24 protein-coding genes are annotated in these 26248 nt (G+C 62.4%); 11 read left to right on the top strand and 13 right to left on the bottom strand.

The genetic code is table 11. The features are described 5' to 3' along the window. The first annotated feature begins 424 nt into the window (after positions 1-424). Positions 425-1846 carry a 3-isopropylmalate dehydratase large subunit gene (gene leuC, locus SC318_RS26795; RefSeq protein WP_320429114.1) on the top strand — a complete coding sequence of 474 codons (1422 nt, stop codon included), beginning with the start codon at positions 425-427 and terminating at the stop codon, positions 1844-1846. Then, positions 1843-2457 carry a 3-isopropylmalate dehydratase small subunit gene (gene leuD / locus SC318_RS26790; protein ID WP_320429113.1) on the top strand — a complete coding sequence of 205 codons (615 nt, stop codon included), beginning with the start codon at positions 1843-1845 and terminating at the stop codon, positions 2455-2457. Before leuC ends, leuD begins: the two co-directional genes overlap by 4 nt. A 60-nt stretch (positions 2458-2517) precedes the next feature. Here the strand turns inward: leuD and SC318_RS26785 are convergent, their stop codons facing one another. The 9 genes from SC318_RS26785 to SC318_RS26745 form a co-directional block, all read right to left on the bottom strand. Then, positions 2518-3432 carry a LysR substrate-binding domain-containing protein gene (locus SC318_RS26785; RefSeq protein ID WP_320429112.1) on the bottom strand — a complete coding sequence of 305 codons (915 nt, stop codon included), beginning with the start codon at positions 3430-3432 and terminating at the stop codon, positions 2518-2520. An 88-nt stretch (positions 3433-3520) separates the two neighbouring features. After that, positions 3521-4825 carry a dicarboxylate/amino acid:cation symporter gene (locus tag SC318_RS26780; protein WP_320429111.1) on the bottom strand — a complete coding sequence of 435 codons (1305 nt, stop codon included), beginning with the start codon at positions 4823-4825 and terminating at the stop codon, positions 3521-3523. Between the two features lie 87 nt (positions 4826-4912). After that, entirely contained in the window at positions 4913-5797 is an 885-nt protein-coding gene (locus SC318_RS26775) for an alpha/beta fold hydrolase (RefSeq protein WP_320429110.1), read from the bottom strand. 286 nt (positions 5798-6083) lie between these two features. Next, positions 6084-7016, bottom strand: coding sequence for a phosphatidate cytidylyltransferase (locus tag SC318_RS26770; RefSeq protein ID WP_300633419.1), 933 nt, complete (start codon positions 7014-7016; stop codon positions 6084-6086). A 1-nt stretch (position 7017) separates the two neighbouring features. Then, the gene (locus SC318_RS26765; RefSeq protein WP_306490962.1) at positions 7018-7638 is read right to left on the bottom strand and encodes a lysophospholipid acyltransferase family protein; all 621 of its coding nucleotides are present in this window, start codon (positions 7636-7638) and stop codon (positions 7018-7020) included. 9 nt (positions 7639-7647) lie between these two features. Next, complete coding sequence (locus SC318_RS26760; protein ID WP_320429109.1) at positions 7648-8091, bottom strand: hypothetical protein; 444 nt, start codon at positions 8089-8091, stop codon at positions 7648-7650. Next, the gene (locus SC318_RS26755) at positions 8081-9379 is read right to left on the bottom strand and encodes a phosphatase PAP2/dual specificity phosphatase family protein (RefSeq protein ID WP_320429108.1); all 1299 of its coding nucleotides are present in this window, start codon (positions 9377-9379) and stop codon (positions 8081-8083) included. Before SC318_RS26755 ends, SC318_RS26760 begins: the two co-directional genes overlap by 11 nt. A gap of 2 nt (positions 9380-9381) precedes the next feature. Next, positions 9382-11130, bottom strand: coding sequence for a bifunctional alpha/beta hydrolase/class I SAM-dependent methyltransferase (locus tag SC318_RS26750; protein WP_320429107.1), 1749 nt, complete (start codon positions 11128-11130; stop codon positions 9382-9384). An 11-nt stretch (positions 11131-11141) separates the two neighbouring features. After that, positions 11142-11765 (bottom strand): CDP-alcohol phosphatidyltransferase family protein, encoded by a 624-nt coding sequence (locus SC318_RS26745; protein WP_320429106.1) that lies wholly within the window; start codon positions 11763-11765, stop codon positions 11142-11144. A gap of 309 nt (positions 11766-12074) precedes the next feature. On the opposite strand from SC318_RS26745, the gene SC318_RS26740 reads away from it, so the two are divergent. The 8 genes from SC318_RS26740 (at position 12075) to cfaB (ending at position 21223) form a co-directional block, all read left to right on the top strand. After that, the gene (locus SC318_RS26740) at positions 12075-13979 is read left to right on the top strand and encodes a protease modulator HflK (RefSeq protein WP_320429105.1); all 1905 of its coding nucleotides are present in this window, start codon (positions 12075-12077) and stop codon (positions 13977-13979) included. 9 nt (positions 13980-13988) lie between these two features. Continuing rightward, on the top strand, positions 13989-14981 hold the full coding sequence (gene hflC / locus SC318_RS26735) for a protease modulator HflC (protein ID WP_164485633.1): 993 nt from the start codon (positions 13989-13991) through the stop codon (positions 14979-14981). Beyond that, the gene (locus SC318_RS26730) at positions 14978-16012 is read left to right on the top strand and encodes a protease modulator HflK (protein ID WP_320429104.1); all 1035 of its coding nucleotides are present in this window, start codon (positions 14978-14980) and stop codon (positions 16010-16012) included. The genes hflC and SC318_RS26730 overlap by 4 nt, the downstream gene beginning before the upstream one ends. Then, positions 16009-17895 (top strand): cation-translocating P-type ATPase, encoded by a 1887-nt coding sequence (locus SC318_RS26725; RefSeq protein ID WP_320429103.1) that lies wholly within the window; start codon positions 16009-16011, stop codon positions 17893-17895. The genes SC318_RS26730 and SC318_RS26725 overlap by 4 nt, the downstream gene beginning before the upstream one ends. A gap of 117 nt (positions 17896-18012) precedes the next feature. Beyond that, positions 18013-18264: a BufA2 family periplasmic bufferin-type metallophore gene (locus SC318_RS26720; protein ID WP_320429102.1), complete on the top strand. Its 252-nt coding sequence runs from the start codon at positions 18013-18015 to the stop codon at positions 18262-18264. Between the two features lie 63 nt (positions 18265-18327). Beyond that, positions 18328-19173 (top strand): MNIO family bufferin maturase, encoded by an 846-nt coding sequence (locus SC318_RS26715; RefSeq protein ID WP_320429101.1) that lies wholly within the window; start codon positions 18328-18330, stop codon positions 19171-19173. Next, on the top strand, positions 19164-19952 hold the full coding sequence (locus SC318_RS26710; protein WP_320429100.1) for an HvfC/BufC family peptide modification chaperone: 789 nt from the start codon (positions 19164-19166) through the stop codon (positions 19950-19952). Before SC318_RS26715 ends, SC318_RS26710 begins: the two co-directional genes overlap by 10 nt. A gap of 86 nt (positions 19953-20038) precedes the next feature. Further along, positions 20039-21223, top strand: a complete 1185-nt coding sequence (gene cfaB, locus SC318_RS26705) for a C17 cyclopropane fatty acid synthase CfaB (protein ID WP_320429099.1) — start codon at positions 20039-20041, stop codon at positions 21221-21223. 157 nt (positions 21224-21380) lie between these two features. Here the strand turns inward: cfaB and cls are convergent, their stop codons facing one another. Beyond that, positions 21381-22820, bottom strand: a complete 1440-nt coding sequence (gene cls, locus SC318_RS26700; protein ID WP_320429098.1) for a cardiolipin synthase — start codon at positions 22818-22820, stop codon at positions 21381-21383. Positions 22821-22950: 130 nt separating this feature from the next. On the opposite strand from cls, the gene SC318_RS26695 reads away from it, so the two are divergent. Continuing rightward, entirely contained in the window at positions 22951-23472 is a 522-nt protein-coding gene (locus tag SC318_RS26695; RefSeq protein ID WP_320429097.1) for a DUF3617 domain-containing protein, read from the top strand. Here the strand turns inward: SC318_RS26695 and SC318_RS26690 are convergent. From SC318_RS26690 to SC318_RS26680, 3 genes are read right to left on the bottom strand one after another with little or no spacing between them, the layout of a single operon-like run. Then, on the bottom strand, positions 23469-24806 hold the full coding sequence (locus SC318_RS26690; protein WP_320429096.1) for a dihydroorotase: 1338 nt from the start codon (positions 24804-24806) through the stop codon (positions 23469-23471). The two genes, SC318_RS26695 and SC318_RS26690, sit on opposite strands and share 4 nt — an antisense overlap. Before the next feature lie 3 nt (positions 24807-24809). Next, positions 24810-25370: a gamma carbonic anhydrase family protein gene (locus SC318_RS26685; protein ID WP_306490949.1), complete on the bottom strand. Its 561-nt coding sequence runs from the start codon at positions 25368-25370 to the stop codon at positions 24810-24812. After that, positions 25367-26245 (bottom strand): metal ABC transporter substrate-binding protein, encoded by an 879-nt coding sequence (locus tag SC318_RS26680; protein ID WP_320429095.1) that lies wholly within the window; start codon positions 26243-26245, stop codon positions 25367-25369. Before SC318_RS26680 ends, SC318_RS26685 begins: the two co-directional genes overlap by 4 nt. Positions 26246-26248: the final 3 nt, after the last annotated feature.

Here is a 26248-nt window from a genome sequence, read left to right as displayed (position 1 = left end):
GAGCTGCTAAACCCGGTCACTGAATTAGTAGTGACGGACGCAGACTAACCATCGCAAAAGCGGGACACAAGCGCTCGGGATTCTCTCGGAAATGTCCTGCGAAAGAAAGGGACGTGGAGGTAGGAGCACCGGTTTCAGACTTTGCTTAAATCCTGAAAGAGCTAAACAAGGAGGGGGCCGGTCGCTACAAAGACGCCGTCGGCGACATTTGGCAACATCGCTATAACAACGATGACTGGCTCTTCAGCGACTCACGATTCAACCATCTTCGATGGAAGCGCTGAGGCATTTCTCCGGTTGCCGTTCGCGTCATCGGCCCGTCGGTGATACACGAACTGTAGAGCCATGTATTCCAGAGCTGCTCTTGATGACCACTCCCCGGTCCCTATCCTGTCGAAGGTGTCCCCGTGAGTGAGAACGCTTAATGAGCAGCCCCAAAACCCTCTATCAAAAGCACATCGATTCGCACACGGTCTGCTCGCTGGACGAGCAGGGCCATGTCCTGTTGTACATCGATCGTCAGGTCGTCAACGAATACACCAGCCCGCAGGCGTTCAGCGGTCTGCGTGAAGCCGGGCGCCCGGTATGGCGTCCTGGAACGGCGTTGGCGGTCGTTGATCACGTGAACCCCACCGCGCCTGAACGTACCGCCGTGATGCCCGATGCGGGGGGCGCGCGGCAAGTCTCCTACCTGTCGCGCAATTGCCAGGATTTCGGTATCGAACTGTTGGATATCCTGGATAAGCGTCAGGGTATCGAGCACGTTATCGCGCCCGAACAGGGGTTCATCCTTCCGGGGATGGTGATTGCGGCGGGTGACAGTCACACCACCACGTATGGCGCCCTCGGTGCCTTCGGGTTTGGCATCGGCACGTCGGAAATCGAGCACCTGCTGGCCTCGCAAACCCTGGTCTACAAACGCCTGAGAACCATGCGGGTCAGGGTCGTGGGCGCGTTGTCGCCGGGCCTGACATCCAAGGACGTCATCATGGCCCTGATCGGCCAAATCGGCGCCTCCGGGGCCACGGGTTTCGCTATCGAATTTGTCGGTTCAACCATTGATGCCCTGAGCGTCGAGGCACGCATGACCATGTGCAACATGGCTGTTGAAGCTGGCGCGCGTGGCGCGTTCATGGCGCCGGACCAGAAGGTGTTCGACTACCTCGAGGGTAAGCCGCGCGCGCCCAAAGGCGAGCAATGGCGCCGAGCAGTGGCCGTGTGGCGCAACTTGCACAGCGACGAGGGTGCCGTGTTCGATCATGAGGTTACGCTGGACGTCAGCAGGCTGCTGCCGATGGTCACATGGGGCACGAGCCCTGATCAGGTCGTCGCCATTAACGGGCGGGTTCCAGACCCGCTGCAGGTCAGCGACCTGATTCTGCGCCGGGACATGCAACGTGCCCTGACTTACATGGGGCTCAAGGCGGGCGAGCCGTTAAATGAAGTGGTGATCAGCCATGCGTTCATCGGCTCGTGCACCAACGCCCGTATCGAAGACCTGCGCGATGCCGCCCGCGTAATCGGCGGCAGGCGCGTCGCCCCGCACGTGCGTGCGATGGTCGTGCCGGGCTCCACCGAAGTTCGCGATCAGGCCGAGGCTGAGGGCTTGGCCGCTATTTTTCGGAACGCGGGGTTCGAATGGCGTCAATCGGGCTGTTCCATGTGCCTGGCCATGAACGACGACGTGCTCGCGCCGGGAGACCGTTGCGCCTCCAGCACCAACCGCAATTTCGAAGGCCGCCAGGGCGCCGGAGCCCGTACACACCTGATGAGTCCGGCAATGGTGGCAGCCGCTGCAATAAGCGGGCATCTGACGGATGTTCGGCAAATCGGGGAGCGCGTATGAGCAACCATTCCTTTACCCACGTCACCGGCCCAGCGGCGCCGATGTTGGCGGCCAATATCGACACCGACGTGATCATGCCCAAGCAGTTCCTCAAAGGCATTGACCGCAATGGCCTGGAACAGGGGCTGTTTCATGACGTGCGCTTTTTGCCCTCAGGGCAGCCAGACCCTGCCTTTGTGCTCAATATGCCCCCCTGGCAGAGCGCATGCTTTTTGGTGGTGGGCCCCAACTTTGGCTGCGGTTCCAGTCGCGAGCATGCGGTTTGGGGCCTCAAGCAAAGGGGCATGCGCGCGCTGATCGGCAGCAGCTTCGCCGGTATTTTTTATGACAACTGCCAGCGTAACGGCGTGCTGCTGATCAGCCTTGAAGCCGCCACCGTGCAGCGCATCGGCGACATCGTCGGGCAGCCACAGACGGCTGAGATTTCAATCGACCTGAACGAACAAACCATCGTGCTGCACGGCGGCGAAGTGGTTCCCTTCCAGATCGATACCCTGCGCAAAACCGCGCTGTTACTCGGCCTGGATGCCATTGGCAGTACCTTGCAGCGCAGCGATGAAATTCGAGAGTTCGAGCGCGACCATCTGGCCGCTAACCCATGGCTGTCGTGACCAGACGGCTGTCCCGATAGCCGCGCTGGCTGGCGCACAATCCTGTGCGCCTTGCTTGGCTCAAATCGACAACCCCGCAAAATGCGCCTGCAGAAATTCGACACAGGCCCGCAGCTTTCCCGAGTGAGCAAGACGCGTGGGGTAGACGGCCCACACGTTGGCGCTTTGCCCATAGTCATGCAGAACCTGAACCAGCTCGCCCTGTTCGAGCAACGGTTTGGCATCCCACAGCGAACGCAGCAGCACCCCCCGCCCGTGCAACGCCCACTGCAAGACGATCTCGCCGCTGTTGGATGACAACGGCCCTCCCACCCGCACGCTCTCCTGCTTGCCGTCGCGCTCCAATACCCAGACGCCGAAGGCGTTGTCGCGCTCCTTCAAGACCAGGCATTCATGGTGCTCCAGGTCACTCAGCTGCGCGGGTGTCCCGTGGCGTTCCAGGTAGCTGGGGGCGGCGCACAAGATGCGGCGGTTGCTGACCAGTTGACGGCCGATGTGCTGGCCGGGGATGTCGTCGCCGACACGAATTTCCAGGTCGAACCCTTCGCTGACGATATCCACCACCCGATCGAACAGGTCCAGGCGGATTTCCAGCTCGGGGTAACGATCAGCCAGCAACGCCAGGGCAGGCGCCACGTGATTGCGGCCGAAGCCGAAGCTGCTGCAGATATGCAGTCGGCCACGGGGGCTGTCATGGGCATCGACCAACTCATCGGCCAGATGCTGGAAGTCCTCCAGAATGCGCGCCGCCCAGTCCTTTACCCGCTCGCCATCGTCGGTCAGCGTGACACGTCGGCTGGTACGGTGCAGCAAACGTGTCGCCAGGGTATTTTCGAGGATCTGGATACGCTTGCTGACGTAAGCCGCCGACAAGCCAAGCTCATCGGCGGCCGCGGCAAAGCTGGCCTTGCGGATCACGGTCAGGAACACCCGCAGGTCTTCGGGAAGGGGCATGGAGTCTTTCTTGTAGATCATCAAAAGAGCTACGTGGCGGCGTGAGCCGCGAGGATAACATCGCCTGGAAGGACGGTTGTTGCGCCCATTCATGCGCCCACTCATGCGCTTAGTCGGCGGCGGCGTGCTCCGGCTGATTCAGCGCAGCGGGCACGCTGCGCTTTGTCGCCACTGGCGCGAGCAGGCGCCGGTCCAGTTCTCCTTCCCAAGCGGCGATCACCAGCGCCGCTACCGCGTTGCCAATGATGTTGGTCAGTGAGCGGCACTCAGCCATGAAGCGGTCAACGCCCAGAATCAGCACCATGGCAGCCACTGGCACGGTAGGCACTACGGCCAGGCTGGCAGCTAGCGCTACGAAGCCCGCACCGACCACCGCCCCTGCGCCTTTGGACGTCAGCATCGCCACCGCCAACAAGGTGAGCTGCTGCTCCAGGCTCAAATCGGTGTTGGTGGCCTGAGCCAGAAACAGCACGGCGAGCGTCATGTAAATGTTGGTGCCGTCCAGGTTGAACGTATACCCGGTGGGCACCACGATGCCCACGACGCCCTTGGAAGCGCCCAGGCTTTCCAGTTTCTGAATGATCTGCGGCAGCGCCGATTCCGAGGAACTGGTGCCCAGCACGATCAGTAGTTCAGCCTTGATGTAGCCCAGCAGCTTGAAGATATTTACCCCGGCACAGCGAGCGATGCTGCCCAGTACAACCACCACAAAGAACAGGCCTGCGATGTAAAAAGTGCCCACCAGTTTCAGCAGCGGCAGCAGTGCGCCCAACCCGTATTTGCCGATGGTGAACGCAATAGCGCCGAAGGCACCAATGGGCGCAACGCGACTGATCATGCCGACAATACGAAAGAACACCTCACTGGCCTGGTGAATCACGTTCACCAGCGGACGCGCTTTCTCGCCAACAATGACCAACGCCACACCGAAGAGGATCGAAACGAACAGTACCGGCAGTATTTCGCCCTGCGCAAAGGCGTTGAAGAAGGTCGTAGGGATCACATGAAGTAAAAAGCCGACAATGCCTTCGCCATGTTCGGCCTGCCCCACAAAGCCGGCAATCGCCGAGCTGTCGAGGCTGTTTACATCGATATTGAACCCCGCGCCAGGGCGTATCAGATGCGCAGCGAGCAGCCCGATCATCAACGCTACGGTGGACACCACCTCAAAATACAGCAGCGCCTTGCCGCCGACGCGACCCACCTGCTTGACGTCGTGCATGCTGGTGATACCCGATACCACCGTACAAAAAATGATCGGGCCGATGATCATTTTGATGAGTTTGATAAAACCGTCACCCAGGGGTTTGAGGTCGACCCCCACCTGGGGCCAGTAATGACCAACGGCAATGCCCAGGGCGATGGCGATAATCACCTGTACATAGAGCGTTCCCAGCAGTTTTCTTATTGTCATTGTTATTATCTCCAGGCTTTTTTCGGGCGAGCAAAAGCGCTCGAAGGCACTGGCTGTGCCTGCGAGGCGGTTTTTCCAGTGGCTTGGCTACATCGGTCTTGCGAAAAAGCTCAGCACTTCTTCAAGCAATAGTTCTGGCACTTGCTCAGCGATGTAATGGCCGCAAGGTAAGGCTTTGCCGCGTACATCAGTCGCTACCTGCTGCCATTCCGTTAATGGATCGAAACAGCGCCCCACGGTGCCTTCGGCGCCCCATAGCACCAACAGCGGCTGCGTTAGCTGATTGCCGGCGTTGATATCCACGCGATCATGTTCCAGATCGATACCGGCCGAGGCGCGGTAATCCTCGCAAATGCCCCGTGCGCTGCCGGGCAGTTGCAGGCATCGCAGGTACTCGCCGAATGCTTCTGCGGTGAAGGGCTGCAGGCCAGCGCTGCGGCTGCCCATCACACTGCGCAGATAGAGCTCGGGGTTGGCCTCGATAAGGCTCTCCGGCAACGGCGCCGGCCGGATGAGGAAAAACCAGTGCCAGTAGGCACGGGCGAAGGCTTCGTTCGTTTGTGTATACATCGACAGGGTAGGGGCGATATCCAGCAGCACGATTTGCTTGACCGCGCGGGGATGGTCGAGGGCCAGGCGGTGCGCCACTCTCGCCCCGCGATCATGGGCAAGCACGCTGAACTGCTCAAAGCCCAGCGACTTCATCAACTCAACACTATCGAGCGCCATCTCACGCTTTGAATAATTTGAATGCTGCGCATCGGCAACCGGCCTGCCGCTATCGCCATAGCCACGCAAGTCAGCGGCGACCACGGTAAATTCAGCAGCCAACCGTTCGGCGACCTTGTGCCAGATGACGTGGGTCTGAGGGTGGCCGTGCAAAAGCAACAGCGCCGGACCGGTGCCACCGATGCGGTAGCTGATGTTCAGGCCATTGACCTGGCGCTGTTGTTTCTGGAAACCAGCGAACATGATTCGACTCCATGAGGGGGCTGGCTGAATCCTGAGATCAACCGAACCCAGCCGCAATAGGCCAAGCGTGAAAGCACGGTTTATGAACTGTGTTTCAAGTGATTAGGTGATCAAGAAGCAGCGGTTTTCCGACTTGCCTAAACTTGAAGGCACCACAAAACCAAGGTGGGAGGGGGCTTGCCCCCGATAGCGGTGTATCAGCCAACCCATCCGGTGACTGACACTCTGCCATCGGGGGCAAGCCCCCTCCCACATTTTGTTCTTTGTTGGGCTTGAGGGCTGGGACTCAGGTCCACCAGTAACGCACGAGGTGGAAGAAGATCGGTGCCGCGAAGCACACTGAATCCAGTCGATCCAGCATGCCGCCGTGGCCTTCGATCATATGCCCCCAGTCCTTTACGCCGCGATCGCGCTTGATCGCCGACATCACGATGCCACCGGCAAACCCCAGCAGGTTGATCAACAGCGCGATCAAGAACGACTGCCAGGGGTTGAACGGTGTGGTCCACCACAACGCTGCACCGATCAGGGACGACAACAGGATCCCGCCGACAAAACCTTCCACGGTTTTGGACGGCGAGAGGTTGGGCGCGATCTTGTGTTTGCCGAACAGCTTGCCGCACACGTACTGCAGCACGTCCGACAGCTGCACCACGATCACCAGGTAGGCGATCAGCAGCAGGTTGCGGCCCTCATAGCCCGGGATGTCCAGGGTCAGTAGCGCCGGGACGAACGACACGCAGAACACCGCGATCATCAGCCCCCATTGCACCTTCGATGCGCGCTCCAGGAAGTGGGTGCTGTCGCCGCCCAGCGAGGCGAGTATCGGCAGCAGCAGGAACACGTAGACCGGGATGAAGATCGAGAACAGCCCGTACCAGTCGGCGTAGATCAGCACGTACTGCAGAGGCAGGGCAAGGTAGAACGCTGCTACCAGGGCCGGGTAGTCGCTGCGCCGGGTCGGCGTGAGGGTGAGGAATTCGCGCAAGGCATAGAACGACACGGCATAGAACAGCAGGATCACCGCGCCGGTGCCAAGCCAGAAGGCGATACCGATCACCACCACCATCACCCACCAGGCGTTGATGCGGGCGTTGAGGTTGTCGATCACTGCATTGGGTGTGCCACGGGTTCGCAGCTTTAGGATCAGGCCGATCAGTGAGGCGGTCACCAGAATCGCGCCGATCCCGCCGAATAACATCAAGGTTTGGCTATCCATCTCAGGAATGCTCCGGGGCGAGGGCGAGCAGGGCGTCGCGGGTGCGGGCAAGGAACGCGGTTTTGTCTTCGCCTTCTTCCAGGTGCAGTGGAGCGCCGAAGCTGGTGGTGCATAACAAAGGCAATGGCAGGACGCGGCCTTTGGGCATGACACGGTTGAGGTTGGCTATCCACACCGGGATCAGCTCGGCCTGTGGGTAACTTTTTGCCAAGTGGTACAGGCCGCTTTTGAACGGCAGCAAGCCATCCTCCAGATTGCGCGTCCCTTCGGGAAAGATGATCAGCGAGTCGCCGCCTTCCAGCGCGGCCAGCATCGGCTGCAGGGGGTTATCCACAGGCTCCTTGCGCTCACGGTCAATCAGCACGCCGTTGAACACGCGATTGATGATGTAGCGGCGCAGTGCGCTCTTGTTCCAGTAATCGCTGCCGGCCACGGGGCGAGTGAATTTGCGCAGGTTCTGCGGCAATGAGGCCCACACCAGCACAAAGTCGCCGTGGCTGCTGTGATTGGCGAAGTAGATGCGTTGCACCGGCACGGGAGCGCAACCCAGCCACAGGCTGCGGGCGCCGGTGACGGTGCGGGCCATGGAGGTAATCAGCGTGGCGACCACGGGTTCGAACATGGGAATTCCTTATCCGGCGAAAGGTAGCCAAGGGCTGGCAAGGATCACGCCCAGGGTCAGCAGCGCTTGGGCGCCGAGCAACCAGGCTTGCTTGCGCAGCAGTTTAAGTGCACCACGACGGCGTTCGGTCCACTGCCTGCCGGCGCGCTTGGCCGATTGCAGGCCAAGGGTTTGCAGGGCTTGGTCGAGGTCGGCCGTGCGGCCGGTGTCGCGGGCCAGCAGGGCGAACAAGTCGGCGTCGAACGCAACACGCAGCGCCCAGTATTTCTGCAAAAGCCCGAGGATGATCATCCACAAGGCAAGCAACAGGCAGATGATTGAAACACTCGGCATCAACAACTGGATAAGACCGAACAGCACACCCACTAGTGTCAGCCCTGTGGATAACTGGTCCAGGGAACGTCCACGGCGCAGCAGGCTGGCGACCACTTGCAGTTCCATATCAGCGGGCATGGGGCAAACCCTCCAAAGCTATACGGTGTGCGGGATGCAGGACCACACGGGCCCGCGCTGTACGAATAATAGCCAGCGCCTGATCCACCGTCGTCGCGCGCCCAGTGTGCAACAGCCAGGCCGCAATCGCCGTGGCGCTGCGCGAGTAGCCCAGGGCGCAGCACACCAGCAGCGGGCCATTCGAGCGCAAGCGTTCGATGGCTTCGGCGGCTTGTCGGCATTCGGCGGCGGTTGGCGCAATCAAGTCCAGCACCGGCATGCACTGATAGGCACGGCCCTGTGGATGAATCGGTAATTCGGCGCAGAGGTCGACGATGGCCTTGAAAGGCTGCTGCTCGCCCTGCGCAGGAATTCGCCCTAGCCAGACGTTATCCACAATCAGGTCGGGCTGTGGATGGCGCCGCGTCCACAGCCGCGAATTGATCCAGGCGGCGGCCAGGTAGGGTGCATACAGCCAGCGCGCTGCCGGCGTCAGCTGGCCATCGTCGCGTTTCTGAAAGCCCTCGGCGCCAAGCAGCCAGTAATTGGCTGCTACCAGCGCGAGGGACACCGCCGGCCATAGCAGCCATAACCCCCAGCCGCCCAGAGTCAGCGCCAGCAACACCAACGCCAGCGCGCCAAGGCCGTAGCGTGCGCCCAGCCAGCCGCGTTTGCGGTCCCGCGTCAGTCGCGCACTGAGCAGCGGGCTGGCATGTTCCACCGGCCACAGCCACACACACAACCAACCTGCGAGGGCGCCTGTGGGTAAGTCGACAAAGTGATGTTGATAAGTGGTGAGTACCGAAACACCGATCAGCGCAAACCAGCCGTGTACCACCCAGCGCCAGAAGCCCTGGGTATGGCGCTGGTACATGACCCACAGGATCACCAGCAGCGCGATATGCAGGGAAGGCGCCTGGTTGAACGGCTTGTCGAAGCCGGCCAGCACGGCGAACAACCAGCCGAACACACCATCCAGCTCCGGCCGTTCGAAGGTGAAGCGCAGCGGCCAGATCAGGAAGCAACTGACGGCAATCACTTGGGCCGTCAGCAGGCGCAGGGCGTGTTGCTTGAGTTCGTGGCGGGTGCTCGGCAGCAACAGGGAAAAGCCGTAGAGCAGGTCGATGGACCAATAGGGCACGATGGTCCAGGCCCAGAACGGCATATGGGTTTCCCAGCCGAACGCCAGCGTGCCCACATCGCTGCGCTGGTTGGTCACCCAGGTGGCGAGGCCGTAGGTGCTGAAAAACAGCGGCGCCAACAGCAGCAGCCACAGCAGCGCGGGTTTGAACAGGCCGGGTTCGCGCATGCTCAGATCTTCTGCGCCAGGGACACCGTGAAAATGCCCCATTCATCCACACGCTGGGTGATCTTGCGAAAGCCCGCCGCTTCCACCAACTGGTCCATTTCCGCCTGGCTGCGCCGACGCATCACCCAGGCCTGGCCCTGGCGGTGGCTGGTCAAGGCGCGGGCGATCAGTTCCAGCTGCGGGTGCCACGGTTGGCCGGTATAGACCAGATAACCGCCGGGCTCCACCGCTTCGGCCAGGCCCGCCAACGAACCGCCGACCATGGCGTTATCGGCAAACAATTCATAGAGACCGGACACCACTGCCAGCGTCGGTTTCGGCTCCAGCGCTGCCAGGTTATCCCGGTCAAATGCATCGCCTTTGACGAACTGGGCAATATCGCCCAGACCCTTTTCACGGATCAGGGCACCACCGTCGCGCACGTTGATGTCGCTGTAGTCGCGCAGCAGGATCGATTCCGGCAGCGGCGACACACCCTGCAACGCCTCCAGGATGTAACGGCCATGGCCGGCCGCAATATCCACGATACGCACTTCGCGCTCGTCCGCGCGCAACGTGGCCATGGCCAGGCGCAGCAGTTCTTCGACGTTCAGCTTGCGCTGACGAATACCGCGCCAGCCAATCGAGTTGAGGTAGTTGGTGTCGATCATCCGCCCCAGCGCGCCTTTGCCGGTGGGCGTATTGCGGTACACGTAATCCAGGGTGCTGCCGGAATCGAAACCGGTGTCGAAGCCCAGTTTCACCCCCTCCGACAGGTTCTTGCCCAGGCCCATGCTGGCGCGGGTCATCCGCCAATACAGGTCACGCAGGGAATTGCGCGGCAGCGGTGCGGCGAGGGCTTCGGATTCGGCGCAGGTGGCGCCCAGTTTGTCGGCGTCCAGCAGCGAGGCGCGGTCCAGCGGCTGCTCGAAGTTCTGCAGGATAAAGCGCCTGGCGCTGTTGACGGCCACCACGCGGTCACGTTCGCCGAGGGTGTCGTGAAAGAAACCGGGGAGGATATGCAGCTCTTTTTTCAGGCTGCCGAGTCGGTCAAAGAACTGCTGCTGGGGTTTACGGTGCACCACGAAGTCGGAGCCGGAGATCAGCAATTGCGTCGGCACCTGAATCGCCTGGGCGTCGGCGACCACTCGGTCCGCCGCTTCGTACAGGCCCAGCAGCACATTTACCGAGATGGCTTTGGTGATCAGCGGATCGCTGTCGTAGGACGCCACGCGCTCCGGGTCATGGCTGAGGAACTTGGCCTTGACGTAGCTGTTGACGAAAAAATTGCCGCGAAACCTGCGCATCAGTGCCAGGCCCGGGCGGGCGAAAGGCACGTACAGCTTGACCTTGAAGGCTGGGGAGGCGAGCACCAGGGCGCGGATCTTCGGTGCGTAGTCATGTACCCAGGTGGCCGCGATCACAGCGCCGACGCTTTGGGCGACCACGGCAATATTGTCCTCTGCGATAGCGTAGGTGGCGCCTATGTGGTCGTGGAAGGTCTGCACGTCGCGGGCGCTGGTTGCAAAGCTGGGGCTGTCGCCGCGCTCGCCCGGGGATTGGCCGTGGCCACGGGCGTCCCAGGCGAAAAAGTCAAAGTCGGGCAGACCCAGCTCATCCACCAGGTGTGCGATACGCCCTGAGTGCTCATGACCTCTGTGGAACAACACAACAGCCTTGCGCGGCCCGGCGCCTGTCGTGGCCGGCCAGTGCCGGTAAAAAAGCTCGACACCGTCGTGGGTGCTGAAGGTGTGCTGTTGCTGTTCGCGCATCGCAAGGATCCTTATGCAATCGGTGAGGTTTCTGAGTGTTCCTTGAGGCCCTGACGCACCCGGTTGACCAGGGTGTACGCCAGCAGCGCGGCGACCAGCCACATCACCGTGTCGACCCACCCGGCACCGAGCCAGCCCAGCGCCACGCCGGTGGCCAGCACGCCGAGCACGAACGCCCGATCGCTTTTGCCCATCGGCCCGTCGTAGCGGCGCGATGCACCCACCATCGGCCCCAGCACGCCGGCGTACTCGCTGAACACCGCCAGCAGCGTCACCAACAGTACGGGCGCCAGACTCACGCCGGGGATCAGCGCAAACGGCAGAATCAGCGCGCTGTCGGCGATCACATCGCACAGTTCATTGAGGTAGGCGCCCAGACGTGATTGCTGGCCGAATTCCCGCGCGAGCATGCCGTCGATGGCATTGAGGGCCATGCGCGCGATCATCCACAGCGGGATCAGCGCAAACAGCCACAGGTGCTGAGCGAAGCCGGCGATCAGCAGGCCTACCAGCACGGAAATCACGCCGGCCAGCACGGTGATCTGGTTGGCGGTGGTGCCGTTGTCATAGAGGCGCTGCACGAGGGGTCGCAGCAGGTTTTGAAAGCGCGGTTTGAGTTGATAGATGGAGATCATGAAGGGTGACGCTTCCTTGTCCGTGGAGCCACGAAAAACTGTTCTGGAGTGTGCCGATTAATTCTGGCGTGCACCAGTGATGTCTCGTGTTTATGGGGGTTAGTCACAATTCAGGAAGCGCCGGCAGACAATGTGGGAGGGGGCTTGCCCTCGATGGCGCAGGGTCAGTTGATAAAGGTGCTGGCTGACCCACCGCTATCGGGGGCAAGCCCCCTCCCACAGGGGACCAACGCTGTAGCCAAAAGCGAACAAAAATTTCACGCCCCGTGTTATATCGTAACGAATTATGTATAAGCGGGCGTTGAGTGGATGCAAGTGGATCTAGAAGCTGACGGCGCTTCGGTTGAAGGCCTGCCGCGTTTTCAGCAGGGGCTGTTCCATGCCCGCCGACTGAGGCAAGCCGGCATCAGCCTGACGGCCCTGGCCATCACCGGTTGGGTGCTGGCGCTCTTTGTGGCGCTGTTTGCACCGGTCTCGATCTGGCCGGTGGTGTTGATCAATGGCTCGTCGGCCTTGCTCGTTCTGATCGCCGGGTTGCAATCGGCGTGGTGGGTGGCCGATTGGCGTGCCCAGGCGTTGGAAGAACCGGTGGTTGAAGTGCCGGTGGCCGACACGGGCCGCTACGCGCGTCTGGCGGAGCGCTTCGGCAAGCAGATCGGCGCGCCGGTGTTGTGGCTGTGCGGTTGGTCATTGCTGGCGCTGGTCAGCATCATCGAATTCTGGAACCTGGCGCTCCCTGCTGCGGCCGTCGGTCAATCCGCCAGCATCGGCGCGGCGCTGGGGTTGGCGCTGGCGTTCGGGTTGCTGGTGTTCGAGCGGCGCATGGCCCAGGAGACGGCCGCGCAGTGGCCGGAAGCCTCGCAGCTGGCACAGTTGAGCCGAGTGGCGATCATTTGCCTGGTGATCAGTGCGGTGTGCCTGTTGTTTGCCGGCGCCCAATCGGTGTGGCCGCTGCGGTTGGCGACACTCATCGGTCTGTTGCCCGCGCTGGTGGCGCTGGAGTTTCTGCTGCGTGGCGTGTTGTCACTGTTCAGCCCACGCCAGCCGCGTGTTGAACCACGCCTGATGGCGCAGAGTTTTGTCGCCGGCCTGCTGCGTTGGCCGCCGCAACCCTTGCAGGCCTTGCAGCATGAGCTGCACAACCGCTTCGGCATCGACCTGCGCCAGATCTGGGCATTTACCTACATGCGCCGTGCGTTCCTGCCGGTGCTGCTGGTGGTGCTCGCGGTGGGCTGGGCGTTGACCGGCGTGCATGAAGTCCCGCTGCAGGGCCGTGGGATTTATGAACGTTTCGGCAAACCGGTCGAAGTGTTCGGCCCGGGCCTGCACGCCGGGTTGCCCTGGCCGCTGGGCCGCGTGCTGAACGTAGAGAATGGCGTGGTGCATGAGTTGGCAACCAGCGTCAGCGAAGGTGCCGCAACCGAGCTGGCCAGTGCCGAAGGCCCGGCGCCGTCGATCGCCAACCGTCTGTGGGACGCCAGCCACGTGAATGACAAATCCCAGGTCATCGCCAGCAGCAGCGGCGACAAGCAGAGCTTCCAGATCGTCAATATGGACGTGCGCTTCGTCTACCGCATCGGCCTGACGGACCACGCCGCGCTGGCTGCCACCTACAACAGCGCCGATGTGCCGACCCTGATCCGCAGCACCGCCAGTCGGATTCTGGTGCACGACTTTGCCTCGCGCACCCTCGATGAACTGCTCGGCGAACAGCGCACCAGCCTTGCCGATGAAATTGGTCGCAGCGTGGAAGCGGACCTGCAAAAACTCGACAGCGGTGTGGAAATTCTTGCCACGGTCGTCGAAGCGATCCACCCACCGGCCGGCGCCGCCAATGCCTACCACGGCGTGCAAGCTGCGCAGATCGGCGCCCAGGCGTTGATCGCTCGCGAGCGCGGCGCGGCCAGCGAGCAGACCAACCAGGCGTTGCTGCAAGCCAGCACGGCCCGCGACCAGGCCCAGGCCACCGCTCGCGAAGTGAATGCCGGTGCCCAAGCGGCCAACCTGCGGTTCGTTGCCGAACAAAAAGCCTATGCCGCAGCGGGCCGCGCCTTCGTGCTGGAGCAGTACCTGGGCCAACTCAGCCAGGGCCTGGCCCACGCCAAATTGCTTATTCTGGATCATCGCCTGGGCGCCGACAGCGCGCCGACGATCGATCTGCGATCTTTTACCTTGCCGGCCGATCCCTCGGTGCCGCGTAAAGCCGTTCAATAAGGAGTCTGTCTGTTGAGCGCTCATTCTCACGATCACGGTCATCACCATCATCACGGTCACCATCACCATCATGGTGACGAACAGGTCGAAAGCCCTTTTCCCTGGCGGCGAATGGCCTGGGCAGTAGTGCTCGTGCTGTTTGCCATCGCGGCGGCGAGCCTGGTGCAAGTGCGCTCCGGCGAGGCCACGGTGATTACCCGCTTCGGCAACCCGGTGCGGGTGCTGCTGGAACCGGGCCTGGGCTGGCGCTGGCCGGCGCCGTTTGAAGCGGCGATCCCGGTTGACCTGCGCCTGCGCACCACCTCCAGCGGTTTGCAGGACGTGGGCACACGCGATGGCCTGCGGATCATCGTGCAGGCCTACGTGGCGTGGCAGGTGCAAGGCGATACCGACAATGTGCAGCGCTTCATGCGCGCGGTGCAGAACCAGCCGGATGAAGCGGCGCGGCAGATCCGCACCTTCGTCGGCTCGGCGCTGGAAACCACGGCGGCCAGTTTCGACCTGTCCAGCCTGATCAATACCGACGCCAGCCAGGTGCGCATCGCCGATTTCGAAGCTCAACTGCGCCAGCAGATCGACCAGCAATTGCTCGCCACCTATGGCGTACGGGTGGCCCAGGTGGGTATCGAACGGCTGACATTGCCCTCGGTGACCCTCACCGCCACGGTCGACCGCATGCGGGCCGAACGTGAAACCATCGCCACCGAACGCACCGCCGTGGGCAAGCGCGAGGCGGCGCAGATCCGCTCGGCGGCCGAACGTGACGCACGCATCGTGCAAGCCGATGCCACGGTGAAAGCCGCTGATATAGAAGCGCAATCACGGGTTGAAGCGGCGCAGATTTACGGACGTGCCTACGCGGGTAATCCGCAGCTGTACAACCTGCTGCGCTCCTTGGATACCCTGGGCACGGTGGTGACGCCCGGCACCAAGATCATCCTGCGTACCGATGCCGCACCGTTTCGCGCGCTGGTGGATGGGCCCAAGGATGTTCAACCATGAGCGAGCGTGACAGCCCGGACAGCCCATGGATCCAGGCCGGGCGCCTGACCTTCCTGGCGCTGTACGCGGTCACCGTGTTGGCGGCGTTGGCCTGGGCGTTTTCCAATGTGCGCCAGATCGACCCGCAGAACCGCGCCATGGTGCTGCACTTCGGCGTCCTGGACCGCATCCAGAATGCCGGGTTGCTGCTGGCCTGGCCGCAACCGTTCGAACAGGTGGTGTTGCTGCCAGCGGCAGACCGGGTGATCGAGCGTCGGGTAGAAAACCTGTTGCGTTCAGACGCGGCGGTACAGGCTGATCGTGTCGCCAGTTTCGCCACACCCTTGAGCGACACGCTGGCCGGTTCCGGCTATTTGCTGACCGGCGATGCCGGCATCGTGCAGCTGGATGTTCGCGTGTTCTACAAGGTCACCGAGCCCTATGCCTTTGTATTGCAGGGCGAGCATGTGCTGCCCGCGCTGGACCGCCTGGTGACCCGCAGTGCCGTTGCACTGACGGCGGCGCGAGACCTGGACACCATCCTGGTGGCGCGCCCCGAGCTGATCGGCACTGACAACGGCGCCGCCGAGCGCCGCGAACGTCTGCGCGGCGACCTGGTGCAAGGTATCAACCAGCGCTTGGCGCAGCTGACCGCCAGCGGGTTGGGGCTGGGCATCGAAGTGACGCGGGTCGACGTGCAGTCGAGCCTGCCGGGCCCGGCGGTGAATGCCTTCAATGCGGTACTTACCGCCAGCCAGCAAGCCGACAAAGCGGTGGCCAACGCACGTACCGATGCGGAAAAACTCACCCAAACCGCCAACCAGGAGGCTGACCGCCAGGTGCAGGTCGCCCATGCCCAGGCCAGCGAGCGTCTGGCCAATGCCCAGGCGCAAACCGCCACCGTCGCCAGTCTGGCGCAAGTCAACGACCCCGGCTTGCTGCTGCGCCTGTACCGTGAGCGACTGCCGAAGATTCTGGGCCAGGCCGGTTCGGTGACCACGGTCGATCCGAAAGACGACTCCCGTTTGATCATTCAGGGAGCCGAGCAATGAGCGCACCCATGCTGACTTCCGCCGAGCAGCGCAGCGCTGCCCGGCAACTGACTCTGGCCATGCTGGCCCTGGGTTTACTGCTATTGGGCCTGGTGTGGCGCTGGCTGGCGGCGGACCAGGGCGGGGTCAGCCAACTGCTGCTCGGTGTGGCCTCGCTGTTGGTGGCCGTGCCGGTCATGCGCTCTGCCTGGTACAGCCTGCGCTACCCGAGCCTGCATGGCATCACTGACCAGTTGATCGCGCTGGCGATGATTGGCGCCTGGGCCACGGGCGATCTGCTCACCGCCGCGTTGCTGCCGATCATCATGATTTTCGGGCACGTGCTCGAAGAGCGCAGCGTGATCGGCTCCCAGGAAGCGATCCATGCGCTGGGCAAGCTCACGCGCAGCCACGCGCGCCTGGTGCAGGCCGACGGCAGCATTGTGGAAGTGGACAACAGTACGCTGAACACCGGCGATGTGGTCGAGGTGCGCGCCGGCGACCGCGTGCCTGCCGACGGCGTGGTGCTGTCGGGCCAGGCCAGTCTGGACACGGCGCCCATCACCGGTGAATCGGTGCCGCTGGAAGCCAGCGCGGGCGTCCAGGTGTTTGGCGGTGCGATCAACCTGGACGGCCTGCTGCGCCTTGAAGTGACGCGCACGGGCAATGAGTCGACCCTGGGCAAGGTGATCGCGCTGATGCAGAACGCCGAGCGTTCCAAACCGCCGATCACCCGGTTGCTGGAGCGCTATGCCGGCAGCTACATGGTGCTGGTGCTGTTGCTGGCGGCGGTCACCTGGTTTGTCACCAACGACGCCCAGGCGATGCTTGCGGTGCTGGTGGCGGCGTGCCCGTGTGCGTTGGTGTTGTCGGCACCGGCCACGGCGATTGCCGGGATCGCGGTGGCGGCACGGCATGGGATTCTGATTCGCAGCTCGGCGTTTCTGGAAGAGCTGGCGGACCTCACCTCACTGGTGGTCGACAAGACCGGTACCTTGACCTTCGGCACCTTGCGCTTGCAGTCCATCGAAGCCGCATCGACCGATCGCCAGGCTTTGCTTAACCTTGCGGCCAGCCTCGGTTCGGCCAGCAGCCACCCGGTCAGCCGTGCGCTGGCGGGGCTGGCGACACAGGAACAGCGGGTGGCGCTGACCGATATCCGCGAGCGCCAGGGGTTGGGTGTGGTGGCGCACACTGAACAGGGCGAGGCGGCGTTGGGTCGCCCCGAACTGTTCGAGCAACTGGGTATTGTCACCGCCGCGGTCCCGCATCACGACGGCCCGATTGCCGGGCTGGCGCTGAACGGACAATTCCTGGCCTGGCTGCTGTTGGCCGATAGCGTCAAACCGGAAGCTCGCCAGGCCCTGCAGGAGTTGCGCGACCTGGGGCTGGGCCGCCAACTGCTGCTCACCGGCGACCGTCAGAGCGTGGCCGACAGCCTGGCCGTGAACGTGGGCATCGCGGAGGTCCAGGCCCAGGCGTTGCCGGAAGACAAACTCAACCGTGTGCTGGGGGAGATCGGCAGCGGCTTCCGGCCGATGGTGGTGGGCGACGGGATCAACGACTCCCTGGCGCTCAAAGCCGGGGTGGTCGGCGTGGCGATGGGGGCGGGCGGCGCCGATATCGCCCTGGCCTCGGCAGACGTGGTGCTGATCGGCAGCGACCTGCGCCGCCTGGGTACCTGCGTGCGCTTGAGTCGCCAGTGCCGGCACACCTTGCAGGTCAACGTGATCATCGGCCTGGGCTGGACGCTGGCTATCGTGGTGTTCGCCGCCTTCGGCTGGCTGGGCGCGGCCGGCGCCATGATCGCTGCGGTGTTGCACAACCTCAGTACCTTGCTGGTCCTGGGTAACGCCGGGCGGTTGCTGCGCTTTCAGGAGCCGCTGTTGAAGCTTGACGAATAATTTTCACAAATCTTTGTACAGGGCTGTAACGCTAAAAGGGCACCTCACTCTAGTGGTGTGTCGAGACTGGGCAATCCGTTCAGACCGACACCACCACTGACCGTTGAGGACTACACCATGAATATCAAAAACGCCGTTTCCGGTGCTGCCCTGGCTATCGCTGCCGCTTCCATGTTCGCCGGCGTCGCCACCCAGGTACAGGCCGCCGACGCGCCGGTTCATTGCTACGGCGTCACCTCCTGCAAAGGCATGAACGATTGCAAGACCGCTGAAAACGCCTGCAAAGGCCAAGCGGTGTGCAAGGGCCACGGCTTCAAATCCATGACCCAGGCTGAGTGCGACAAGGCCGGTGGCAAAGTCGGCGAGTAACCGACCCGCGAGTGCAACCGCAGCGGACCTTGCGCCGCTGCGGACACTTTCCAGGAGCGCATGATGGCCCGTTCTTTTCCCTTCCTGGGTTACGGCCTGGGACTACGCAACGAATACTACGAGCAGATCCTCGCGCAATCCCCTGCGGTGGATTGGTTCGAAGTGATCTCCGAAAACTACCTGGTGCAGGGCGGCAAAGCCTTGTACTACCTGGACGCAATAGCCGAACGCTACCCCCTGGTGATGCACGGCGTGTCCTTGTCGATCGGCGGCCCCCATGCCATCGATACCGACTACCTCAAACAGATCCAACAGCTTGCCGAGCGCATCCAGCCGGCGTGGGTTTCCGATCACCTGTGCTGGAGCCGTGGCAGCGCACATCAGTTGCATGACCTGCTGCCCCTGCCGTACACCGAAGAAAGCCTGTACCACGTGGCCGCTCGCGTGCGGCAGGTGCAAGACGTGTTGCAACGCCCGCTGGTGCTGGAAAACGTCTCCAGCTACGTGCGCTCCAGGAACGATGAGCTCACCGAGTGGGCATTTCTCAATGCCCTGGCGCATTTGACCGGATGCCAATTGCTGCTGGACGTGAACAACGTGTACGTCAGCTCGCGCAATCATGGCTTTGATGCCTGGACGTTTATTCAAAACCTGCCGCCTGAGAGCATCCGCCAGCTGCATCTGGCGGGGCATATGGACTATGGCGATTATGTGGTCGATACCCACGATCACCCGGTGTGCGATCCGGTGTGGGCGCTTTATCAGCGCACGCTGGAACATCTGGGGCCGGTGTCGACGCTGTTGGAACGCGACGATCACTTTCCACCCTTCGAAGAGCTGCTGAGCGAATTGGGCAAGGCGCGGGCACTGGGGGCGACGGCTTTGGCCAGGAGGGCGTCATGCGTCTGATCGACTGGCAACTGGCCTTCGAGGCGCACCTTTTATCGGAAAACTGCGCCGCCAACAGTGGCTTTACCGACACCTTGCTCGGCGGCCCCACGCTGGATGTGGACACGGGTCTGGCGATTTATCACAACGCCTACCTGTCCCGACTGCAGGAAGTGTTACGGCATGACTTCGGCGCCATCCGGTACTGGCTGGGGGACGAGGAATTTGCCGCGCTGAGCCAGGCCTACATTCGTCGTTATCCCTCGCAGCATTACAGCCTGCGCTGGCTGGGCGAGCGCTTCGCCGCCTTTATCCTTGAGTATCTGGTGGCCGAACAAAGTGCGCCGCTGGCGGAACTGGCGCAGTTGGAGTGGGCGTTCACCCTGGCATTCGACGCGCCTGCGGGCGAACCGTTGAGCTTCGATCACATGGCACAACTGGCGCATGAAGACTGGCCGGGTTTACGCGTATCGCTGGTGCCTTCCGTCCAGCACCTGGTGTGCCGGTTCAATACGGTGAATATCTGGCGGGCCCACAAGGATGAGTCGAACTTTCCCGGCAGCCAGGCGCTGGAACCTGCACAGGTCTGCCTGGTGTGGCGCCATCAGAACCTTTGCCGATACCGCACTCTGGAGCCTGCTCAAGCCCGTGCGCTGGCGGGTATGGTCGCCACCGGCTGGAACTTTTCAGAACTGTGCATCGAGTTGGCAGTCACTTATGGAGAGGGTGCACCACTGCAAGCGGCCACGTGGTTGAAACAGTGGGTCCAGGACGGGTTGCTCGAGCGTCGGGCTTCTTAGCGGGCGGCTGTTTAACCGATAGCTTCCTACTTTATTTTGGATGATCTACCCTCACAGCAGACGTCTGAAACAAGGGGGGACCACTCATGCTCGCGCAACTTCCACCGGCCTTACAGAATCTTCAGCTACCGCTGCGTCTTCGACTCTGGGACGGCCATGAATTCAACCTGGGCCCCGAGCCCAGTGTGACCATCGTGGTGAAGGACCCTGCGGTCGTCACACAACTGACCCATCCCACGCTCGACTCACTGGGCGAAGCCTTCGTCGAGGGCAAGCTGGAGCTGGAAGGCTCTATCGCCGAGGTGATCAGGGTGTGTGACGAACTCAGTCATGCCCTGGTCGACGACGAAGACGGGCCGCCTCCGGTGCGCTCGATCCACGACAAGGCGACCGACGCGGCGGCCATTTCCTACCATTACGACCTGTCCAACGAGTTCTACCAGCTGTGGCTGGACCAGGACATGGCGTATTCCTGCGGTTATTTCGAAACCGGCAGCGAGTCCATCGACCAGGCCCAACAAGACAAATTTCGCCATCTGTGTCGCAAGTTGCGGCTGCAGCCGGGCGAGTATCTGCTCGACGTGGGCTGTGGCTGGGGCGGCCTTGCACGGTTTGCCGCGCGGGAATTCGGGGTCAAGGTGTTCGGCATTACCTTGAGCAAGGAACAACTGGCGCTGGCCAATGAGCGGGTCAAGGCCGAGGGCCTGGAGGACCAGGTCGAGCTGCAACTGCTCGACTACCGCGACCTGCCTCAGGACGGTCGTTTCGACAAAGTGGTGAGCGTGGGCATGTTTGAACACGTCGGCCACGCCAACCTGGCGCAATACTGTCAGATTCTGTACGGCGCCGTGCGTGAAGGCGGCCTGGTGATGAACCATGGCATCACCGCCAAACACACCGACGGGCGTGCAGTGGGGCGTGGCGCCGGGGACTTTATCGAGCGCTATGTCTTCCCCAACGGCGAGCTGCCGCACCTGGCGATGATGACCGCCGAAATCAGCGAAGTCGGGCTGGAAGTGGTGGATGTCGAAAGCTTGCGGCTGCACTACGCCCGTACGCTGGACCATTGGAGCGAGCGGCTGGAGGACAACCTCGAAGCCGCGGCGAAAATGGTGCCGGAGCATGCCTTGCGTATCTGGCGCCTGTACCTGGCGGGTTGCGCCTACGCGTTTGCACGGGGCTGGATCAACCTGCACCAGATCCTGGCAGTGAAACCCCATGCTGATGGCAGCCATGAACTGCCGTGGACGCGGGAAGATCTGTACCGCTGAAACCGCTTGATGAGAGAGGAGGCTCGCCCTGCTTTTTGTAGGAGCGAGCTTGCTCGCGAAGAACTCTGGGTTGCGAGTTTATTCAGGATGAACGCGTTGCCTGGACGTTTTTCGCGAGCAAGCTCGCTCCTACAGTGAAGCAAGGGCTTGCCGTCTGTTAGAGAATCGGTGAGATCAAGCGCGCCACGCGCATGCCCAGCTGCTGCAGGCGCCGGGTTTCGCGGCTTTCTTCCTGGCTCACTTCATGGGCCAGGGCGAAGTCGTCCAGCAGCATCTGCTCCACCTGCTTGGCGAAGGCCTCGTCGACCGTCAGCAACATCACTTCAAAATTCAGCCGGAATGAACGGTTGTCCATGTTGGCGCTGCCGATGGCGCTGATTTCGCTGTCCACCAACACCACTTTTTGGTGCACAAACCCGGGCGTGTAGCGGAACACCCGCACGCCGGCGCGTACCGCTTCGATGGCATAGAGGCTGGAGGCGGCATACACGATGCGGTGGTCCGGTCGCGAGGGCAGCAGAACACGCACGTCCACGCCGCGCAGCACGGCCAGGCGCAGGGCGGCAAACACCGCTTCGTCGGGGATGAAATACGGGCTGGTGATCCACACGCGTTCGGTCGCGGCGTGAATGGCCTCGACAAAAAACAGCGAGCAGGTTTCATACGGGTCCGCCGGGCCGCTGGCGAGCAATTGGCAGAGCACGCCGTCTTCCGGGTAAGCGTCCGGCAGGATCAGCGGCGGCAGTTCCCGCGCAGCCCAGAACCAATCCTCGGCGAACGACTCCTGCAAGCACGCGACCACCGGGCCGGTGACCTGTACGTGTGTATCGCGCCACGGCGCCAACGGCGGTTTCTTGCCCAGGTACTCATCACCCACGTTATGCCCGCCAACGAACCCGGTAATGCCGTCCACCACCACGATCTTGCGGTGGTTGCGGAAGTTGACCTGGAAGCGGTTCAACCAGCCGCTGCGGGTGGCGAAGGCTTTGACCTTGACCCCGGCGTCGCGCAGCGATTGCACGTAGTGATGGGGCAGGGCGTGGCTGCCGATGCGGTCGTAGAGCACGTAGATGTCCACGCCTTCGGCCGCTTTTGCGCTGAGCAACCGGTGCAGTTGGCGGCCGAGGTCATCGTCGTGAATGATGAAAAACTGGAACAGCACGGCGGTTTCCGCGTTGCCGATGGCTTCGAAGATGGCGCTGAAGGTGGCATCGCCATTGATCAGCAACTGCACCTGGTTATTGGCAAGGCACGGCATGCGGCCCAGTTTGGGCATGGCGCGCAACGAGGCGTAGGCACTGGAGTTGCGCGCGGCCAGCGCTTCCTCGACCCACGGGCGCCAGTTCAATTCGGCGATGGCCCTGTGCATTTCCTGGTTGGCCTGGCGCCGCGCCTGGATGTAGGCATCGAAGGTGCTGCGACCAAAAATCAGGTAGGGAATCAGCGTGAGATAAGGCATGAACATCAGCGACAGCGCCCAGGCAATCGAGCCTTGGGCGGTTCTGACGGTCAGTACCGCATGGATGGCGGCGAGGCTCCCGAGAAAATGCAGCGTGGCAATGAAGTAGGCGAGCAGGTGCGGGCCAAAAAAATCCATGAACGACATTACTCCGGGCAGTCCAATGCGTAACAGACCATGTTCCACCCTGAATGTCGCTATTTTATTTGCCGTGCAACACTGGCGGCTTTGCGGCGTCTAACGCCCACTATTGCCCAGGAGTTACCCGATGAATGCTCGTCTGCTCTGTTTGTCCATGGTTGTTGGTTTGTCGCTGCCGCTGGCGGCACACGCGCAGATGTTGGCGCCGGGCTTGTGGGAACTGACTACGAGCAATATGAAAGTCGACAACCAGGACCTGCCGGACTTGTCGCTGATCCTGGGTCAGCTCAAGCAACAGATGACCCCTGAACAGCGCGCCATGCTGGAAAAACAGGGCATCACCATGGCCGGTAAAGGCGTGCAGGTGTGCCTCACGCCAGCCCAGGTCGCCTCCGATTCCATTCCCCTGACTGACCCGCAATCGGGTTGCAAACAGGAAGTGACCGACAAGACCGGCAACCAGTGGAAATTCCGCTTCAGCTGCCCGAAAGCCCAAGGCACGGGCGTGGCGACCTTCCAGAGCCAGAAGGAATTCACCACCACTGTCAACGGCACCTTCAATGCCACCGGCATCCAGCAAAAGGGCAGCCTGGACACCCACGCGCAGTGGCTGGGTAACGACTGCGGTACCGTCAAGCCCCGCGCTTAACGCAAGAAGTGCAGGGGCAGGCCCTGGCAGCTGTCGACCACCTGGCCGTTGTGCCACGCCAGGTGGCCCGTCACCAGGGTAGTGCTGACGCTGTGGCGAAAGCTGCGCTCGGCAAAAGGCGTCCAGCCGCAACGGGCCAGGATCGGTTGGCTGCTCACGGGTTTGCCGGCAGGCTCGGGCTTGATCAGCACCAGGTCGGCCCAATACCCCTCGCGTAGATAACCTCTGTCCGGAATCGCAAACAGGTCGGCGACGCGATGACTGGTTTTGGCCACCAGCGTGGTCAGCGGCAGCAGCCCGTCTGCCACCAGTTCCAGCAACGCCGGCAACGCATGTTGCACCAAGGGCAGACCGGCCGGCGCCTGGCGATAGTCCAACTGCTTTTGTGCCCAGGTATGCGGCGCATGGTCACTGCCAATCACATCCAGACGATCACTCAATAAAGCCAGGCGCAGCGCGTCGCGGTCGGCGCGGGTCTTGATCGCCGGATTGCATTTGATCTGGTGGCCAAGGCGCTGGTAGTCGCGGTCATCGAACAGCAGGTGGTGCAGGCAGACTTCGGCGGTGATGTGCTTTTGCGTCAGCGGCTTGTCTTCGAACAGGGCCAACTCCCGCGCGCTGGTCAGGTGCAACACGTGCAAGCGCGTGCCATGGCGCTTGGCCAATGCCACGGCCAGCGATGAGGAGCGATAGCACGCCTGGGCATCGCGGATCAGCGCATGGGCCACGGCAGGGATGCGCTCGCCGAAGCGTTCACGCAGGCGCAGTTCGTTGGCCTGGATGCTCGGCGTGTGTTCGCAGTGAGCCAGCAGGATCGTTGGCACCTCGGCAAACAGGCGCTCCAGCGTCTGCGGATCGTCCACCAGCATATTGCCGGTGGAGGCGCCCATGAACACTTTTACGCCCGCCACTTCACGAGGATCGAGTGCCGCGACAGTGTCCAGGTTGGCGTGACTCACGCCAAAGTGAAAGCCGTAGTTGGCCACCGAGTGCAACGCGGCGCGGCGCTTTTTATCGGCCAGGGCGTCCAGGCTCAGCGTGGCCGGGTGGGTGTTGGGCATGTCCATGAAGCTGGTGATGCCACCGGCCACCGCTGCGCGGGACTCGCTGTAGAAGCTGCCTTTGTCCGGCGCACCGGGTTCGCGAAAGTGCACTTGGTCATCGATCATCCCAGGCAACAACCATTGACCTTGGGCGTCTATCTCTACCGGTTCGTTTGCGTGTTCGATGCTGCCGGCAATCTTCTCGATGCGGCCACTGACCACCAGCACATCAGCGTCGAATTCCCGGCCTTCATTGACCAGTTTGGCGTTGCGAATCAATAGGCGGCTCATGCTTCAGAACTCGTTTTGCAGGGCTTTGTAACCGCGCACCAGGTCGACATTGGTGCGGGCCACGTCTTCGGAAAACTCCGAGGCGCTGACGCTCACCGGCGCGAACTGCGACAAGTCGGTGGTGGGCCCGATGCGCGTGGTGGAGGGCACGTAGAAGGCGGCGGGCAGGTCGCGCCCGTCCACGACCGAGTTGTGCCGCACCACCGAGCCGTCGCCCACCGCGCAGTTGAACAGCACGCTGTTGAAACCGATAAACACGCGGTCGCCCACGGTGCAGGGCCCGTGGACGATGGAGCGGTGGGCGATGGAGGTGAACTCGCCGATGGTCACGGCGGCGCCGGACTTGGAGTGGATCACCACACCGTCCTGGATATTGGAATTGGCACCGATGGTGATCGGGTCCATGGCACCGCTGGCGTTGACTTCATCGGCGCGGATCACGGCGTAGGGGCCCACAAATACGTTCTCGCCGATGATCACCTTGCCGCAGATGATCGCGGTTTTGTCGACGTAGGCCGATTCGGCGATCACCGGCAGATCGCCCGAAGGGTTCTTGCGGATCATGGTTTGCCTAAGCTCGCGCACAGGGTGTTGAGGTTGTATTCGAACAGCCCAATAAAGGTGCTGGCCGGGCCTTCGGCGGCGAGGGCGTCGGAGTAGAGCGTGCCGCCAATCTGCGCGCCGCTTTCGTCGGCGATTTGCTTGAGCAGGCGCGAGTCCTTGATGTTCTCCATGAACACGGCCTTGACCTTGTCCTTGCGGATTTGCGTGATCAGCGCGGCCACTTCGGCGGCTGACGGCTCACGCTCGGTGGACAGGCCCTGAGGCGCCAGGAACTGAATGCCATAGGCCTGGCCCAGGTAACCGAAGGCGTCATGGGAGGTCACGATACGGCGGTTGCCTGCGGGCAGTGCGCCGAACTTGGTCTTGGCTTCGGCCAGCACGCGGTGGATTTGCTTGAGGTAGGCCTGGCTGTTGCGCAGGTAATCCGCCTGGTTGGCCGGGTCGGCGGTGACCAGCGCTTTGGTGATGTTGTTGACGTAGATCTCGGCGTTGGCCAGGTTGTGCCAGGCGTGGGGGTCAGGGATGGTTTCGCCGTCCTCGTCCATGGTGTGGGAGATCACGCCTTTGCTGGCAGTGACCACCGTGGCCTTGGTTTCAGTGCTGGTCACCAGGCGGTCCAGCCAGGGCTCGAAGCCCAGACCGTTCTTGATGATGAGCTTTGCCTTGAGCAACGCCTTGGCGTCGTCGGGGGTGGGTTCGTAGGTGTGGGCGTCGGCGTCCGGGCCGACCATGTTGCTGATCTGGATGTGGTCGCCACCGATCTGGTGGGTGATGTCATCGAGAATACTGAAGCTGGTAACCACCTGGAGCTTATCGGCAGCCTGGGCCATCGACAGCGGCAACAGCAGACTGAACAGCACGAGTAGAGCGCGCATCGG

The sequence above is a fragment of the Pseudomonas sp. MUP55 genome (assembly GCF_034043515.1).
GTDB lineage: Bacteria > Pseudomonadota > Gammaproteobacteria > Pseudomonadales > Pseudomonadaceae > Aquipseudomonas.
This window is presented reverse-complemented; position numbering and strand designations above follow the sequence as displayed.